Source organism: Rhodobacter sp. NTK016B (genome assembly GCF_017303295.1).
Taxonomy (GTDB): domain Bacteria; phylum Pseudomonadota; class Alphaproteobacteria; order Rhodobacterales; family Rhodobacteraceae; genus Pararhodobacter.
On sequence record NZ_JAFKOK010000012.1, the window covers coordinates 164,135 to 180,052 of the forward strand.

Annotated in this window: 16 protein-coding genes; 8 read left to right on the plus strand and 8 right to left on the minus strand. The window is 65.2% G+C overall.

Features of this window, described 5'->3' with window-relative positions:
• Positions 1-116: 116 nt before the first annotated feature.
• Together JI664_RS16655 and JI664_RS16660 are read right to left on the minus strand one after the other, a co-directional pair.
• On the minus strand, positions 117-1,223 hold the full coding sequence (locus JI664_RS16655; RefSeq protein WP_207014894.1) for a TRAP transporter substrate-binding protein: 1,107 nt from the start codon (positions 1,221-1,223) through the stop codon (positions 117-119).
• Positions 1,224-1,397: 174 nt separating this feature from the next.
• Positions 1,398-2,309, minus strand: coding sequence for a DMT family transporter (locus JI664_RS16660; RefSeq protein ID WP_207014895.1), 912 nt, complete (start codon positions 2,307-2,309; stop codon positions 1,398-1,400).
• A gap of 173 nt (positions 2,310-2,482) precedes the next feature.
• Here JI664_RS16660 and JI664_RS16665 point away from each other — a divergent pair, with 173 nt between their 5' ends.
• Together JI664_RS16665 and JI664_RS16670 are read left to right on the plus strand one after the other, a co-directional pair.
• Positions 2,483-3,874 (plus strand): multicopper oxidase family protein, encoded by a 1,392-nt coding sequence (locus tag JI664_RS16665; RefSeq protein WP_207014896.1) that lies wholly within the window; start codon positions 2,483-2,485, stop codon positions 3,872-3,874.
• A 117-nt stretch (positions 3,875-3,991) separates the two neighbouring features.
• The gene (locus tag JI664_RS16670) at positions 3,992-4,147 is read left to right on the plus strand and encodes a hypothetical protein (protein WP_207014897.1); all 156 of its coding nucleotides are present in this window, start codon (positions 3,992-3,994) and stop codon (positions 4,145-4,147) included.
• A 157-nt stretch (positions 4,148-4,304) separates the two neighbouring features.
• On the opposite strand, the gene JI664_RS16675 is transcribed toward JI664_RS16670, so the two are convergent.
• From JI664_RS16675 to JI664_RS16695, 5 genes are all read right to left on the minus strand, one after another.
• Positions 4,305-5,210 (minus strand): LysR family transcriptional regulator, encoded by a 906-nt coding sequence (locus JI664_RS16675; protein WP_207014898.1) that lies wholly within the window; start codon positions 5,208-5,210, stop codon positions 4,305-4,307.
• Positions 5,211-5,371: 161 nt separating this feature from the next.
• Positions 5,372-6,283, minus strand: a complete 912-nt coding sequence (locus tag JI664_RS16680; RefSeq protein WP_207014899.1) for an AEC family transporter — start codon at positions 6,281-6,283, stop codon at positions 5,372-5,374.
• Positions 6,284-8,299 (minus strand): NADPH-dependent 2,4-dienoyl-CoA reductase, encoded by a 2,016-nt coding sequence (locus JI664_RS16685; RefSeq protein ID WP_207014900.1) that lies wholly within the window; start codon positions 8,297-8,299, stop codon positions 6,284-6,286.
• 176 nt (positions 8,300-8,475) lie between these two features.
• Positions 8,476-8,856 (minus strand): hypothetical protein, encoded by a 381-nt coding sequence (locus JI664_RS16690; RefSeq protein ID WP_207014901.1) that lies wholly within the window; start codon positions 8,854-8,856, stop codon positions 8,476-8,478.
• A gap of 29 nt (positions 8,857-8,885) precedes the next feature.
• Positions 8,886-9,338 carry a cupin domain-containing protein gene (locus JI664_RS16695; protein ID WP_207014902.1) on the minus strand — a complete coding sequence of 151 codons (453 nt, stop codon included), beginning with the start codon at positions 9,336-9,338 and terminating at the stop codon, positions 8,886-8,888.
• A gap of 76 nt (positions 9,339-9,414) precedes the next feature.
• On the opposite strand from JI664_RS16695, the gene JI664_RS16700 reads away from it, so the two are divergent.
• A complete protein-coding gene (locus JI664_RS16700; RefSeq protein ID WP_207014903.1) occupies positions 9,415-9,999 on the plus strand; it encodes a TetR/AcrR family transcriptional regulator in 585 nt (194 codons plus the stop codon).
• Between the two features lie 31 nt (positions 10,000-10,030).
• Complete coding sequence (locus tag JI664_RS16705; protein ID WP_207014904.1) at positions 10,031-10,201, plus strand: hypothetical protein; 171 nt, start codon at positions 10,031-10,033, stop codon at positions 10,199-10,201.
• On the opposite strand, the gene JI664_RS16710 is transcribed toward JI664_RS16705, so the two are convergent.
• Positions 10,198-11,160 (minus strand): cation diffusion facilitator family transporter, encoded by a 963-nt coding sequence (locus JI664_RS16710; protein ID WP_286174142.1) that lies wholly within the window; start codon positions 11,158-11,160, stop codon positions 10,198-10,200. The genes JI664_RS16705 and JI664_RS16710 overlap by 4 nt on opposite strands.
• Positions 11,161-11,357: 197 nt before the next feature.
• Here JI664_RS16710 and JI664_RS16715 point away from each other — a divergent pair, with 197 nt between their 5' ends.
• The 4 genes from JI664_RS16715 (at position 11,358) to JI664_RS16730 (ending at position 15,915) form a co-directional block, all read left to right on the plus strand.
• Positions 11,358-11,978, plus strand: a complete 621-nt coding sequence (locus JI664_RS16715; protein ID WP_207014905.1) for a LysE family translocator — start codon at positions 11,358-11,360, stop codon at positions 11,976-11,978.
• A 114-nt stretch (positions 11,979-12,092) separates the two neighbouring features.
• Positions 12,093-14,081, plus strand: a complete 1,989-nt coding sequence (locus JI664_RS16720) for an AMP-binding protein (RefSeq protein ID WP_207014906.1) — start codon at positions 12,093-12,095, stop codon at positions 14,079-14,081.
• Positions 14,082-14,092: 11 nt separating this feature from the next.
• Positions 14,093-14,917, plus strand: a complete 825-nt coding sequence (locus JI664_RS16725; protein WP_207014907.1) for an ABC transporter ATP-binding protein — start codon at positions 14,093-14,095, stop codon at positions 14,915-14,917.
• A gap of 11 nt (positions 14,918-14,928) precedes the next feature.
• Complete coding sequence (locus JI664_RS16730; RefSeq protein WP_207014908.1) at positions 14,929-15,915, plus strand: branched-chain amino acid ABC transporter permease; 987 nt, start codon at positions 14,929-14,931, stop codon at positions 15,913-15,915.
• The last annotated feature ends 3 nt before the right edge of the window (positions 15,916-15,918 follow it).

Below are 15,918 nucleotides of genomic sequence, written 5' to 3' on the forward strand. Positions count from 1 at the left end.
ATCCGAACGCTGACATGCAGGCCCCGGGCGTCGCATCCGACGCGGACGTCCGGGGCCCGGTTTGTGAAAAGCCCCGCGCCGGGGCGTGCCTGGCGCGGGGCAATCGGGCCGTCGGATTACAGGTCCGACGTATCGAAGAAGCGCTGGCGAGCCGCGGTGAACACCTGATCGGTGCCCTCGGTGCGGGTGCGCATCAGCTTCAGCGCGTCGACGAAGCTGCGCGCGGTACGCGCGGTCAGGTCGTCGTCCGAAGCCAGCAGGTCCTGGATCATTTCCTTCGACGCGTTGGCACCGGCTTCCACGATATCGTCGGGGAAGGACGGGTGCGCGGTGACGCCGTGCTCGTTGACGATGGTCGCCAGCGCGCGCGGATCGTTCGCGACGAAGTCCGAATAGACGTTCTCGTACTCGGCCTGACAGGCTGCGGTGATGATCGCCTGAGTGCTTTCGGGCAGCTCCATGAACTTCGCCTTGTCGACGGCCAGCTCGGTGGCAAGGCCCGGCTCGACGAAGGACGAGGTGTAGTAGTGCTTGCACACCTGGTAGAAGCCCAGCGCGAGGTCGTTATACGGGCCCACGAATTCGGCCGCGTCCAGCGTGCCCGATTGCAGCGCCTGGAAGATCTCGCCGCCGGCCATGTTGGTGACCGATGCGCCGAGACGCTGCCAGACCTGACCGCCCAGACCCGGGGTGCGGAAGCGCAGGCCCTGCAGGTCGTCGAGGCTGGTCAGTTCTTCGCGGAACCAGCCGCCGGTCTGGGTGCCGGTGTTGCCCGACAGGAAGCCGATGACGCCGAACTGGTCATAGACCTCGTCCCACATCTCCTGACCGCCGAGGTGACGCATCCACGCCGAGTGCTCGGCCGCGGTCAGGCCGAAGGGCACGCCGGTGAAGAACGACAGCGCGACCGACTTGTTCTGCCAGTAATAGGCAGCGCCGTGGCTCATCTCGGCCGTGCCGTCGATGACCGCGTCGAGCGATTGCAGCGGCGGCACCATTTCACCGGCCGAGAACACTTCGACGGTCAGCTGGCCATCGGTCGCGGCGGTGATGCGGTCGGCCAGACGCTGGGCGCCGACACCGAGACCGGGGAAGTTGCGCGGCCAGGTGGTGACCATGCGCCAGGTTGTGCGGCCCTGCGCGACCGCGGGGGCCGCGAGCGTGGTGGCAGCGGCAGCCGCGCCGCCGACAGTCGACGCGCGCAGGAAAGAACGACGATCCATTTAGTCCTCCCATTGAGTTCGTTTGGTCTGAATTTTTGACCAAATCGTCCGTATGTCACGGCTCATGCACCGTGAGCCCCCGGATTGTCAATGTTAGCGAACAAAGTCCGGGTCGTCGGCATCCTATCCGAGCCGGTAAATCCGTCCAGTGGATTGTCCGAACCTTCCGCAGCGTCAAGCCGCGCGGCGACGACGCGAACCCAGCACCAGATTGGCGAAATTGGCCGAGAAAATGATCGCCGCACCAAGGAAGACGAAGGGATCCAGCGGCTCGGCGTAAAGCGCGAAGCCGACCAGCGCGATGATCGGCAGCCGGGCGAATTCCATCGGCGCGACCAGTGTTGCGGGCGCGTGGCGCAACGCCGAGGTCAGCGAGAAATGCGCCGACAGCCCGGTCAGCGCGATCACCACCAGCCACGGCGACAAAGCGAGGCTGGGCCATGTGAAACCCGCGAACAGCGCCAGCACCAGCCCCATGAAGGTCTGGCTGAGCGTCATCCAGAACAGCACCGTGAGTACGCGGTCGAATTGCATGATCTTGCGGGTGAAAATCAGGTTCATCGCGAAGCCCATCGCGCACAACACGCCCGCCGCATGGCCGGAATTGAGCGGTTGCACGCCCGGCTGCGCCACCACCAGCACACCGATGAAACCGGCCAGCGTCACCATTAGCTTCAGCCCGGTCAGCCGTTCGCCCAGAAACAGCGGGGCCAGCAGCACGACCCAGATCGGGCTGGTGAATTCCAGCGCGATCAGTTGCGACAGCGGGATCATCGTCAGGCCGAAGAACCACATGTTCTGGCCGAAGAAGTGGAACACGTTGCGCACAAGGTGCAGCTTCCAGTGCCCCGTCCGCGCCAGCGCCAGATTGCCGGTGCCGGCCCGGATCACGATGACGATGATCACGAAACCCAGAAGCGAGCGCCAGAACATCAGTTCGAACGTGTTCAGCTCGACCTGAACCGCGCGTCCCGAAATCGCCATCATGACGAAAGACAGGATCGCCCCGCACATCCACAGCGCCGCTTTCAGCGGCTGTTGTTGCGGCTCGGGACGCGGGTGGGGTCCGTCCTGTACGGTTGTCATGATCTTCCTCCGGGCGGTGCTGGCCGCTGGGGAATGGATAGGCGCAGGCGGCAGGCTGGGCAAGCCCGGTTCGCACGTTAAGTATCGCCCTCCGACCGCCGGTGCGGCCATTCGCGCAGGTGCATTTCTGGCGATTCCCTGATAGAAAGACTCGGAATACTTCGGAGACTCGCATGAACCGCCGTCAGTTCCTCGCTACGTCCAGCCTTGCCGCGATCGGCACGGCAACTCTCGGTGCCGGGATGATGGGCCTCGCGCGCAAGGCCAAGGCCGAGCAGATGGCGATGACCATCCAGTCCGCCCGTTACCCGATCGAAGAGACCGTGACCGAGGGCATGATCAGCCTGTCGCCCGACGGCCCGCCGCCGGTTCTGCGGCTGCGGCGCGGGGTGGAATTCGTGGCCGACGTCACCAACGAGGCCGAAGATTACACCGCGATGCACTGGCACGGGATGCGCATCCGCAACGACATGGACGGCGTGCCCTATCTCACGCAGGTGCCGATGGGGCAGGGCGACAGCTATCGCTACGCCTTCACGCCGATGGATGCGGGAACGTTCTGGTATCACCCGCATTGCAACACGATGGACCAGATGGCGCGCGGCCTGACGGGCGTGCTGATCGTCGAAGATGACGAAGATCCCGGTTTCGATCTGGATCTGCCGGTCAATCTGCGCGACTGGCGGCTGGGCGACGATAGCCAGTTTATCGATCTTTACACTGCGCGCGGCGCGGCGCGGGCGGGGACCTTCGGCACGGTCATGACCGCCAACTGGGCGCAGGATCCGGTCTATGATGCGCCGGCGGGCGGGCTGGTCCGGCTGCGGCTGGCCGCGACCGACACGACACGCGTCTACCGTCTGCATATGCCCGGGGCCGAGGGGCGGGTGATCGCCCTCGACGGGCATCCGGTGATCGACCCGGTCGACTGGCCCGGCGCCGACGCGCCGCTGATCGTCGGTCCGGGGCAGCGCGCCGATCTGGCGATCCGCATGCCCGCCGAGGCGGGGACGGATCTGGTTCTGCTCAACGAACAGCCGGGCGGCCCGCGCAGCCTGCTGCGCCTGCGCGCGACGGGCGAGGATCTGGGCCATGCGCTCGACGATCTGCGGCCATTGACCGCGAACCCGTTGCCCGAGCCCGATCTCGACAATGCCGAGCTGATCGAGTTCGTCTTCGGCTGGTCCCCCGACGACACGCCGGTGAATAACGGCTTTTGCGGCACGCTGGGCTATACGTTCTGGTCGATCAACCGGGTGGCATGGCCGGGCGATGCCTCGGCGGCCGATCCGCTGGCGGTGCTGGAACGCGGGCGCACCTATATCCTGCGGCTGCGCAATGAGAGCCCCAACGACCACCCGATCCACCTGCATGGCATGGTGTTCAAGCCGATCGCCTCGAACCGCCGCGCGGTGGCGCAGAACTGGCTCGATACCGCGATGCTCTTGGAGCAGGAAACGATGGACGTGGTGCTTGTGGCCGATAATCCCGGCGACTGGGCGTTTCACTGCCACGTCATCGAACACCAGAAGAGCGGCCTGACCGGCTATCTGCGGGTGACCTGAGCGGGGCTGGCCGGGGACAACCGCCCCGCAAGAATGATTTTGCCAGACGCGGCGACTGCGCTAGCGTGATCGCGCCGGAACGGATCCGGCGCTTCAAGTCATTTCAGGAGGGGATTCATGACCAAGGGTATTCCGGAGAACGGCAAGGGATCGTCGGCCAAGGGCGGACTTCCGGGCGGCGACAAGAAACAGGCCGGCAGCGGCGGCAATTCCGAAGAAAGCCGCGTCGGCTCGGGCCTGCCGTCGGGCGGCGGCAAGGGCGGCTCGAAGTAAGCGGCACGCGCTCGCTGCGGGCAAAAGAAAAAGGCCGGCCCATGGGGCCGGCCAGTTGGACGATTCCTGACCCGAGGGAACGAAGGTCAAGGCGGACGTCGCGACGAATGGGAAACGATGGGTGGACGCGGTTGCCGTGCGTGTCACCCCTCGCGGCTCACCAATCGTTCGGGCCCTTGTCGGCAAAACGGGCGACAAGGAAATCGATGAAAGCGCGCACCTTGGGCTGCGTGTAGCGCCCCGGCGGATAGACGGCATAGATGCCCAGCGTGGTCTGCGGCAGATCGGGGATCACGTCCTCGACCAGACCCTGCGCCATCGCGTCGTGGTACAGGAAGCTCGGCAGATAGGCGATGCCCAGACCCTTGACCGCCGCGTTGAGCAGCGATTGCCCGTCATTGACCGTCAGCCAGCCCGCGCCCCGGACCTGACGCACCTCGCCCGAGGGCGCGGCGATCTTCCACACATTGGCGCTGGCCTGATTCGAGTAATGCAGAAGCCGGTGCTCGTTCAGATCGTCGATCTTCATCGGGCGGCCATGCGCCTGGAAATATTTCGGCGCGGCGATCAGGCGCTGCGTCGTCTCGGTGATCTTGCGCGCCCTGAGCGAGCTGTCCTCCATGTCGCCCACGCGGATCGACATATCGAACCCTTCCGAGATCAGCTCGACATAGCGGTTCTTGAGCACCATGTTGACGCTTATTTCGGGAAATTCCGTAAGAAACTCATCCAGCACGGGCGAGAGCAGGCTGACGCCGAAATCCGTCGCCACCGACATCCGCAGCACGCCGGACGGGGCCGATTGCATCGCCGTGACGATGCTGTCCGCTTCGCCCGCATCGTTGAGCACGCGGCGCGCCCGGTCATAGTAAACGAGGCCGATTTCCGTCGGGCTGACGCGGCGGGTCGTGCGGTTCAGAAGACGCGCGCCAAGCCGGGCCTCCAGCGACGAGACATGCTTGGAAACGGCGGATTTCGAGATCCCCATTTTCCGCGCCGCATCGGTGAATCCCCCCTGGTCGACCACCGTGGCGAAGGCTTCCATTTCGGTCAGACGGTCCATAGCGCACCCATACCCAGACAGTTTCGATGTTTCCGTTAGACACCCCAATTGGGGCGCGATCTGGGCGTGGCCGGGGAATTGGCGGGGCGTTTGTTTGCGCTGAAACGACAGCGACAACCCTGAGGTTGCACTGTTTCGTTTCTGGCGCTCGATTGTGTTTGTCAGGTCGCAAATTCCACGACAGTCAGCCAGACTGTCAACGTCAGCGCGCTCAGCAGCGTTGACTGAGCGACAACAGTCGCCGACAGCCTGCGATCCGCGCCGAAACCGGCGGCCAGAACATGCGCCGCCGACGCGGTCGGCAGGGCTGCGAACATCACCAGCCCCTGTGTCAGCGCCGGATTGACGCCGATGGTCAGGCAGAAAGCCAGCGTCACGGCGGGCAACAGCAGCAATTTGACCGCCACCAGCACCGCGCTGAAGGCATCGAACCGGGCCAGCGCGCGCCAGTCCATCGTCGCGCCCACCGACACCAGCGCGATGGGAATCGCCGCCTGCGCCAGTAACTCGAGCGGTGCCATCACCAGCACCGGCAGGCGAAAGCCGCTGACCCCCACCACAACCCCCGCGACCGACGCCAGTAGGAACGGGTTCAGCGCCACCTTCTTCACTGTCGCCCACAGGCCCAGATTGCCGCCCCGCGACAGGGCCGAGACGGCAAAGATATTGGCCATCGGCACCGCCATGCCGGCCATCACCGCCATCATCCCTGCATCGGCAAGGCTAAGCGCGCCCACCGCCACGAAACCCATGGCGGTGTTGAAGCGCCACGCGGTCTGCCATGCGCCCGCGAAATCCAGAAACCGCTCGGGTCCGAAGCGCCGCGCGGCATAGCCCGCGATCAGACCCAGCGTCAGGATCGCCCAGACCGCCGGCCCGATCACCGCCATCTGCGCCGGGACGATGGGCCGACTGGCGGCGGCGGTGAACAGCAGGGCGGGAAACAGGATCTCGAAATTCAGCCGGTCGAGCCCGGTCCACGCATTCTCGGACAGGCGTTTGCGAACAAGGCCCCCAAGCCCCACCAACAGAAAGCTGGGGATAAGCCCGGCAAGAACCGCGGCAAAGACCACTTACAGCGACGCGGCCAGCCGGGCGCCCTGATCGATGGCGCGTTTGGCGTCCAGTTCGGCCGCCACATCGGCGCCGCCGATCACATGGACACGCCCGCCCGCCGCCTCGATCGCATCGGCCAGCGCGCGGTTCGATTCCTGCCCCGCGCACAGGATAACGGTCTCGACCGCCAGCTCTTGCGGGCCGTCGGGCGTGCCCAGCGTGATCCCTTCGGGCGTGATCGCGTCATAGGTCACGCCGCCGACCATCTTCACCCCGCGCGCAGCAAGGCCTGCACGGTGGATCCAGCCGGTGGTCTTGCCCAGCCGCTTGCCCGGTTTCTCGGCCTTGCGCTGTAGCAGCGTGACCGTCCGCGCGGGGGCGGGGGGCTGGGGCGTGCCCAGCCCGCCGGGCACCGAGGACGGGTCGGCCACGCCCCATTCCTTGCGCCATTCTTCGGGATGCAGGGTCGGCGATTCGCCCCCGCCCAGCACGTATTCCGCCACGTCGAAGCCGATCCCGCCCGCACCTATGATGGCCACGCTGTCGCCCACCGGCGAGCGCCCGCGCAGCACGTCGAGATAGCTCAGCACATTCGGCGCATCCTCGCCCGGGATGCCCGGATCGCGCGGGTTGACGCCGGTGGCCACGATCACCTCATCGAAACCGGCCAGATCGTCGGGCGTGGCCTCGCAGCCCAGCTTTACGGTGATGCCGGACTGGCCCACCATCGTCTCGAACCAGCCGACCAGACCGTGGAATTCCTCTTTCCCCGGAATGACCCGCGCCATGTTCAGCTGTCCGCCCAGCACGCTGTCGCGCTCGAACAGCGTCACCTTGTGGCCGCGCTGATCGGCCACCAGCGCCGCCATCAGCCCGGCAGGCCCGGCACCCACAACCGCCACGTTCTTGGCGGTCTCGGTCGGGCGGTAATTCAGCTCGGTCTCGTGGCAGGCGCGCGGATTGACCAGACAGGTCGACACCTTGCCGCTGAACGTATGGTCCAGACAGGCCTGGTTGCAGCCGATGCAGGGCGCGATGGTCGCGGCCTTGCCCGCCGCCGCCTTGGCCACGAAGTGCGCATCGGCCAGGAAGGGGCGCGCCATCGACACCATGTCGGCACAGCCTCCGGCCAGTACCTCTTCGGCCACGTCGGGCGTGTTGATCCGGTTCGAGGTAATCAGCGGGATGCGCACCTTGCCCATCAGCTTCTTCGTCACCCAGGCAAAGCCCGCGCGCGGCACGCTGGTGGCGATGGTCGGCACCCGCGCCTCGTGCCAGCCGATGCCGGTATTCAGGATCGTGGCGCCAGCCGCTTCGATCGCTTTCGCAAGCCGCGTGATCTCGTCGAAGGTCTGGCCGTTCGGCACCAGATCCAGCAGCGAGATGCGGTAAATGATGATGAAATCCGGCCCCACGGCTTCGCGCACGCGCTTGACCACCTCTACCGGCAGGCGCATCCGGTTCTCGTAGCTGCCGCCCCAGCGATCCTCGCGCTTGTTGACATGCAGGCACAGGAACTGGTTGAGGAAATACCCCTCCGACCCCATCACCTCGACGCCGTCATAGCCCGCCTCTTTCGCGCGGACAGCCGCGGTGGCGAAGTCGGCGATCTGTTTCTCGATTCCCTCTTCGTCCAGTTCCTTCGGCGGAAAGGGCGAAATCGGCGACTTGATGGCCGAGGAGCTCACGCAATCGGGCCCATAGGCATAGCGCCCGGCATGCAGGATCTGCATCGCGATCTTGCCGCCCTCGGCATGGACGGCATCGGTGACGATCTTGTGGTTGGCGATATCCTCGGGCGTATAGAGCCCGGCGGCACCCGGAAACACGCCGCCCTCGGGATTGGGCGCCATGCCGCCGGTGACGATCAGCCCGACGTCGCCCGCCGCGCGCTCGGCGTAATAGGTCGCGACCCGCTGCCAGTCGCCGCGCTCTTCCAGCCCGGAATGCATGGAACCCATGAGCACCCGGTTCTTCAACGTGGTGAAGCCCAGATCGAGCGGGGCAAGCATATGCGGGTAGGGGCTGGACATCGGCGTCTCCTCCGGTCTGGCGATGTTGGAGGCCACCCTAGCCGGGCAGGCCGGATTGTCATCCGAAACCTTGCGTCAGCGCCGCCCGGTGTCTCCTGCGCGCGCCATGCCTTTCACTTTGCCGCAAATACTCAATTCCGGCCGCGCCGTCCCGCGCGCGGCCGGGCTGTCGCGCCTCAGCCTTCGTGCCGCCCGGTGCCGAAGCGCAGGATCACGATGCCGAACAGCGCCATGGCGGCGATGGCCAGCACCGATCCCGCCTTGGCGAGCGCCTCGCCCTGACCCGAGATCGCCATGGCGATACCCGGCACCAGCACGATCACCGCCAGCACCGACAAACCGTAATGCGCCCAGCCCAGCCGCGAGCGCGCCGCTGCAGGCGAGACGGCATAGTAAAGCCCGGCAATCGACAGCGCGACGAAGCCGATCAGGTTCAGATGCCCATGCGCGGGCGAAAGCGCGTGATCGGCCGAGGCCGACATCACGATGCCCCAGCCCATGCCGATCAGGGCAAAGAGCGTGGCGGTGGCAAGGCAGGTCTTGGGAAGCGGTGTCATGGGAATTCCTTGATGAAAAGCGTGGGGTCTCAACCGGCGACGATCTCCACGCCCGTCTGTTTCGCGGCGGCGATCAGAGCGGGGATATCGGGCGGACCATCGGGGGCGGGGAAATCCCACGATCCCTCATCCACCGGATCGCCGAGCCCCGCGAAAAAAGCGTCATGCACGGCGCCGGGCGCGTTGAAGATCATCAGCCGCCCGGGCGTGTCGCCGACATTGGTGAAGGCGTGCAGAGCGCCCGACGGGATCGTCACGCTGTCGCCGCCGGTCACGCGGATTGTCCGGTCGCCCAGCAGGAATTCGAACTGCCCTTCCAGCACGACGAAGGCTTCTTCCTCGCCCGGGTGACGGTTTGGTGGCGCGCCCGCGCCCGGTGCGACGCGCGCCTCGACCAGACAATAGGTGCCGTTGGTCTCGTGGCTGAATTTGTGGAAATGCAGGATGTTTCCGAGAAGATGAAAGCGACGATGCGTTGCCATGGGAAAAACTCCGTCTATAATAAGAATATGTCCTATAATGAGACGATAGTCTCACGTTTTTGAGTTGGCAAGGATAATGACGAACGGACGCAGCGCGCAGAAATCCCGTACCCGCGCGGCCCTGTTGCAGGCCGCGCGAGAGCTGTCAGCGGCGGGGCAGGAGATCACGGTACAGGCCGTGGCGCGGCAAGCGAATATCTCGAAGGCGACGGCGTATCGGTATTTCTCGGATCCCGGCGTGCTGGCATCCGAGGCCACGCTCGACGTGGCGGTGACGCCGACCCTGACCCTACTCGGGCGCGAGGGGGATGTGCGCAGGCGGGTGCATATCGTCAGCGATTATTACCGTGACTTCGGGCGCGAGCACGAGCCGGGCTTTCGCAAATTTCTTGCCCGGATGATGGATGCCTGGGCGCCCGACAAGCCGATCCAGCGCGGCGCACGGCGCATCCCGGCTTTCGAGACCGCGCTTGAACCGGTGCGCGCGCGCATGACCGACGCTGATTTCCGGTTGCTGGTCCTGTGTCTGACCACCACCGGCACCGGGATCGAGTACCATATCGCCGCGCGCGATGTCTGCGGAATGGAGGACGCCGAAGCGGATCGCGTGGGCCGCGCCGCCGTGGATGCGCTTCTGGACCGTTTCCTGCCCGCCGATTGATCTGCGCGGGTGGGCGGCTACGCGCCGGGGATTGTCACGCTACCGAAGCCGCCGCAGGGCGAAACCGACAATCCTGACCCGTGGCAATCCGCAGATCCCCAAAGGCGTCGGCGACGCCCCCGTGCGCGCCCATATCGACGCGCTGGACGGCTGGAACCGGCAGACCAGCGCGCTGACCAGTTTCGGCAAGGTCGCGGATTAACGATCGCCCGGAAGTTCGAAATCTTCGCCGCGCGGCACCCGCCCCGATCCCGGTCCGACCGGGTCAAGGTGGATGATGACCTCGGCGCCGGGGATCTCGGCTTCCAGCTTGTGCTCAAGCCCGTCGGCGACGGCGTGCGCTTCGTTCAGGGTCTGACGTCCGTCCAGTTCGACATGCAGCGAGATGAAGGTCCGGCTGCCTGCCATGCGGGTCTTCACGTCGTGATGGCCGGTGATGCCGGGCCAGTCGGCGGCGATCACGTTGATATGGCGCACGACGTCGGGCGCGGCGGCATGGTCCATCAGCGCGTTCCACGCCTCGCGCCCGATCTTCAGCCCGCTGCGCGCCAGCCACAGGCCAGCCAGCCCCGCGACGACGGCATCCACGCGCGACAATCCCCACAGGGCCGAGGTCGCCAGCGCCGCCAGCACGCCCAAAGTGGGCAGCAGGTCGCCGAGGTAATGCAGCGAATCGGCCGCGACGACCTTGTTGCCGGTCTCGCGCGCGACGTAGCGCTGCCACAGGACCAGCGCGATGGTCAGCGCGACCGACACCAGCATCACGACGATGCCCCAGCCTTCTTCGGACGGGGGGCTGGCGTCAGTGGCGAGCAGGCGCGAGGCGGCCAACACCATGATAACCGTGGCCGAGGTCAGCACCAGCGCCGATTGCGCCAGTGCCGCCAGATCCTCGGCCGAGGAATGGCCGAACGTGTGATCGGAATCGGCGGGCCGAGCGGCATAGGCAATCGCGGCCAGCGCGCCCACCGACATCATCACATCCAGCGCGTTATCCGCCAGCGATGCCGCGACCGACAGCGCGCCCGTCGCGATCAGCGCCCAGAGCTTGAGCACCACAAGCGTCACCGCCACCCCGACCGAGGCCACGCCCGCAGACATGTTCAGCCACTGGGTGCGGCGGGATTCGGGTTCGGTGCGGGCGGTCATGGTTCTGAACATGGCGCGTCGGTAATCCCCGGTCCAGTCTGCCGCAACGCAGAAGATGTGGATAATCCCGGCTGTTGGCCCTCGTCGGCGGAACCGCGTCACGTGCGACGGGCCGGGCCCGTTCGTGCCGTCGGGCGTCGGGGATTGTTTCGCTTGCCCGATGCAAGGTCCGGCGGCAGTATTCGCAGGCTTTCACGAAAGGATACGTCATGCCCGAACTTCACACGCTGATCACCTATCTTGCCGTGCTGACAGGGTTCGTGTTCTTTCCCGGCCCCTCGATCCTGCTGACGCTGGCACGGGCGTCGAGTTCGGGCACGCGGGTCGGCGTGGCCACCAGTCTTGGCATCGCGCTGGGCGATCTGATGCATACAGCGCTGGCCGTGGTCGGCATTTCGGCCATCGTGCTGGCCTCGGCCGAGGCATTCTTCGCCATCAAGATGCTGGGCGCGGGCTATCTGATCTGGCTGGGCCTGCGCAGCCTGTTCGAAGGACCGCCCGACCTGACCCGCGCTCGCCCGCTCGGCGCGCGCCGGGCCTTCCGGCAGGCGATGCTGGCCGAGGTTCTGAACCCCAAATCGGCGATGTTCTTCCTCGCCTTCCTGCCGCAATTCGTCGATCCCGCCTTGGGCTCTGTCGCGCTGCAACTGACCGTGCTGGGCCTGCTGTTCGTGGCGATGGGCACGCTGGCCACGCTGCTGGTAGCCCTTGGCGCTGGCCGGGTGTCGCGGATCCTGCAGGCAAGCCCGGCGATCCGGCGCTGGCAGGGCAAGGTGGTGGGCTGCGTCTATTGCGCGCTGGGCCTGCGGCTGGCGCTGCAGGACCGCTGAACGCGCCCTGTTACAATTCGTAAGAATTGCGACAAACTGCGGCAAAACTCGGCCGCCACCAATCTAACACCGCACGGCGGACCCTGAATGGATGCGGGGTTTGCCGGGCGCGACATGGGAGGAGACAGAGTGGTGACCACGACCGCAACGCAGTCTGCGCTGGAATCCGTGCCCGCGCTGCTGGAGCGCAATGCCATCGAAAACGCCAACCTGACCGCCTATCGCGAGAAGGAATTCGGCATCTGGCAGGCCTGGACCTGGAAACAGGTGCAGGCCGAGGTCGACGCCATGGCGATGGGCTTTCTGGCACTCGGCATGGGCCCCGGCGATTACGTGGCGATCATCGGACGCAACCGTCCGGCGCTGTACTGGTCGATGGTCGCGGCGCAATCGGTGGGCGCGGTGCCGGTCGCGCTGTATCAGGATGCGGCCGCCGACGAGATGGCCTATGTGCTGGATCATTGCGGCGCCCGCTTCGCCATCTGCGGCGATCAGGAGCAGGTCGACAAGGTCATCGAGGTTCAGGAAACCGTCTCGGGGATCGAGCAGATCCTCTATCTCGACAAGCGCGGGATGCGGAAATACGACCATGCCCGCATGAACTGGCTGATGGATGTGCAGGCCGAGGGCCTCGCCGCGCGCAGCCGGTTCGAGGCTGAAATGAAAAAGCGGCGTGCGGCGCTGAATTACGACAGCACCTGCGTGATGCTCTATACCTCGGGGACGACCGGCAAGCCCAAGGGCGTGGTCCTGTCCAACCGCAACATCATCGAAACCGCCAAGGCCTCGTGCCAGTTCGACACGCTGACCCGCAAGGACGAGATCCTCGCCTATCTGCCGATGGCTTGGGTGGGCGATTTCATCTTCTCGATGGGGCAGGCCTATTGGGCCGGGTTCTGCGTGAATTGCCCCGAGAGCGAAGCCACCATGGCCGCCGATCTGCGCGAGATCGGGCCGACCTATTTCTTCGCCCCGCCGCGCGTTTTCGAGAACATGCTGACGCAGGTGATGATCCGCATGGAAGATGCGAGCGCCGCGAAAAAGCGCATGTTCGACAGATACATGGCCCATGCCCGCAAGGTGGGCGGCCTGATCCTTGACGGCAAACCCGTCTCGGCGGGCGACCGGCTGAAATACCGCATGGGCGAGATGCTGGTCTACGGTCCGCTGAAGAACACGCTGGGCCTGTCCAATATCCGCGTGGCCTATACGGCGGGCGAGGCGATCGGCCCTGAGATCTTCGATTTCTACCGCTCGCTCGGCATCAACCTGAAGCAGCTCTACGGCCAGACCGAGGCTTCGGTGTTCATCACCCAGCAGCCCGATGGCGAGGTACGCTCGGATACCGTGGGCGTGCCGTCGCCGGGCGTCGAGGTGAAGATCACCGACACGGGCGAGGTGTTCTACCGCTCGCCGGGCGTCTTCGTAGAGTATTACAAGAACCCCGAAAGCACCGCGTCCACCAAGGATGCCGAAGGCTGGGTCGCCACCGGCGATGCGGGCTTCTTCGAGCCCGATACCGGCCATCTGCGGATCATCGACCGCGCCAAGGATGTGGGCAAGATGGCCGATGGCCGGATGTTCGCGCCCAAATATGTCGAGAACAAGCTCAAGTTCTATCCCAACATCCTTGAGGCCGTGGTGTTCGGCAACGGGCGCGACCGCTGCGTGGCCTTCATCAATATCGACCTGAACGCCGTGGGTAACTGGGCCGAGCGCAACAACATTGCCTATTCCAGCTATCAGGAACTGGCGGGCCATCCCCGCGTGCTGGCCACGATCCAGGAGCATGTCGAGGCCGTGAATGCCTCGGTGGCCGAGGACCCGATGCTGTCGGGCTGCCAGATTCACCGCTTCCTTGTTCTGCACAAGGAACTCGACGCCGACGATGGCGAGATGACCCGCACCCGCAAGGTGCGTCGCAACATCGTCGCCGAGAAATTCGCCGACCTGATCGAGGGCCTCTATGGCGGCGCCGACAGCGTCTACACCGAGACCGAGGTCAGCTACGAGGATGGCCGCAAGGGCGTGCTGAAAGCGACGGTCGAGCTGCGCGACGCCAAGGTCGTGGCACCGGCCGGGCAGCGGATGGCGGCAGAGTGAGGGATTCAAACATGCTGGACCAATCCTCTGAGGGTTACGTCACCGCCGATGGCCGCCAGATCGGCCCCGTGGTGCTGGAGCTGAAAAACATCACCCTGCGCTTCGGGGGGGTCGAGGCGATCAAGAACATCTCGTTCGATATTCGCACCGGCGAGATCCGCGCGATCATCGGCCCCAACGGCGCAGGCAAGTCGTCGATGATGAACGTCATCTCGGGCTTCTATGTGCCGCAGGAAGGCGAGATCATCTACAAGGGCTACAAGCGCGCCAAGATGCCGCCCTATCAGGTCGCCCGCACGGGGATCGCCCGGACGTTCCAGAACATCGCCCTGTTCGAAGGCATGTCGGTTCTCGACAACATCATGACCGGGCGCATGAACCTGATGAAATCCGGGTTCCTGAAACAGGCTCTGTGGTGGGGACCGGCCTCGCGCGAGGAAGACGAGCATCGCGAGAAAGTCGAGAAGGTCATCGATTTCCTCGAGATCCAGCATATCCGCAAGACCCCGGTCGCGCGTCTGCCCTACGGGCTGAAGAAACGCGTCGAACTGGCCCGCGCGCTGGCCGCCGAGCCGCAGATCCTGCTGCTTGATGAACCGATGGCCGGCATGAACGTCGAAGAGAAAGAGGACATGTCCCGCTTCATCCTCGACGTGAACGACGAATTCGGCACCACCATCGTGCTGATCGAGCACGATATGGGCGTGGTCATGGACCTGTCCGACCGCGTGGTGGTGATGGATTACGGCAAGAAGATCGGTGACGGCACGCCCGATGAAGTACGGGGCAATCAGGACGTGATCGACGCCTATCTCGGCGTCAGCCACGACGAATAAGGGGGCAGGGCATGTCAGAAAACGTACTCTTCGCGCTCGAAGCGGCGGCCAATGGCCTGACCGTGGGCATCATGTATTCGCTGGTGGCGCTTGGCTTCGTCTTGATCTTCAAGGCCTCGGGCATCTTCAACTTCGCGCAGGGCGTGCTTGCGCTGTTCGCGGCGCTGACGCTGGTGGGGTTCCAGACCGGACAGGTGCCCTTCGCGCATCTGATCAACGCGATCTTCGGCACCAATATCCACGATTTCGGCTTCACCATGCCCGCCGCGCTGGCGATCCTGCTGACCGTGCTGGTGATGATCCTGATCGCCATTCTGGTCGAGCGGCTGGTGCTGAAACACCTCGTGAACCAAGAGCCGATCATCCTTTTCATGGCCACGATCGGGCTTGCCTATTTCCTTGAAGGTCTGGGCGACATCATGTGGGGCGCCGAGGTCAAGCGGCTGGATGTCGGCATCCCGCAGGGCATGTCGCCCTGGGTCGACGAGGTGACCTACAACCTGTTCGGCTATGGCTTCTATCTGGATGAGCTGTCGCTCTGGGCGCTGGGCATTGCGGCGGTGCTGGTGACGGCGCTGGTGGTGTTCTCGCAATACACCAAGCAGGGCCGCGCGCTGCGCGCGGTGGCCGACGATCACCAGGCCGCGCTGTCGGTGGGTATCTCGCTGCGCTTCATCTGGGTGCTGACATGGTCCATCGCCGGTATCGTCGCGCTGGTCGCGGGGATCATGTGGGGCTCGAAATCGGGCGTGCAGTTCTCGCTGTCGCTGATCGCGCTCAAGGCGCTGCCGGTGCTCATTCTGGGCGGCTTCACCTCGATCCCCGGCGCCATCGTCGGCGGTCTTCTGATCGGCGTGGGCGAGAAGCTGTTCGACTTCCTCATGCAGCCGGTCATCGGCGGCGCCACCGAGAACTGGTTTGCCTACATGCTTGCCCTGGTCTTCCTGCTGTTCCGTCCGCAGGGCCTGTTTGGCGAACGTATCATCGAGAGGGTCTGACAC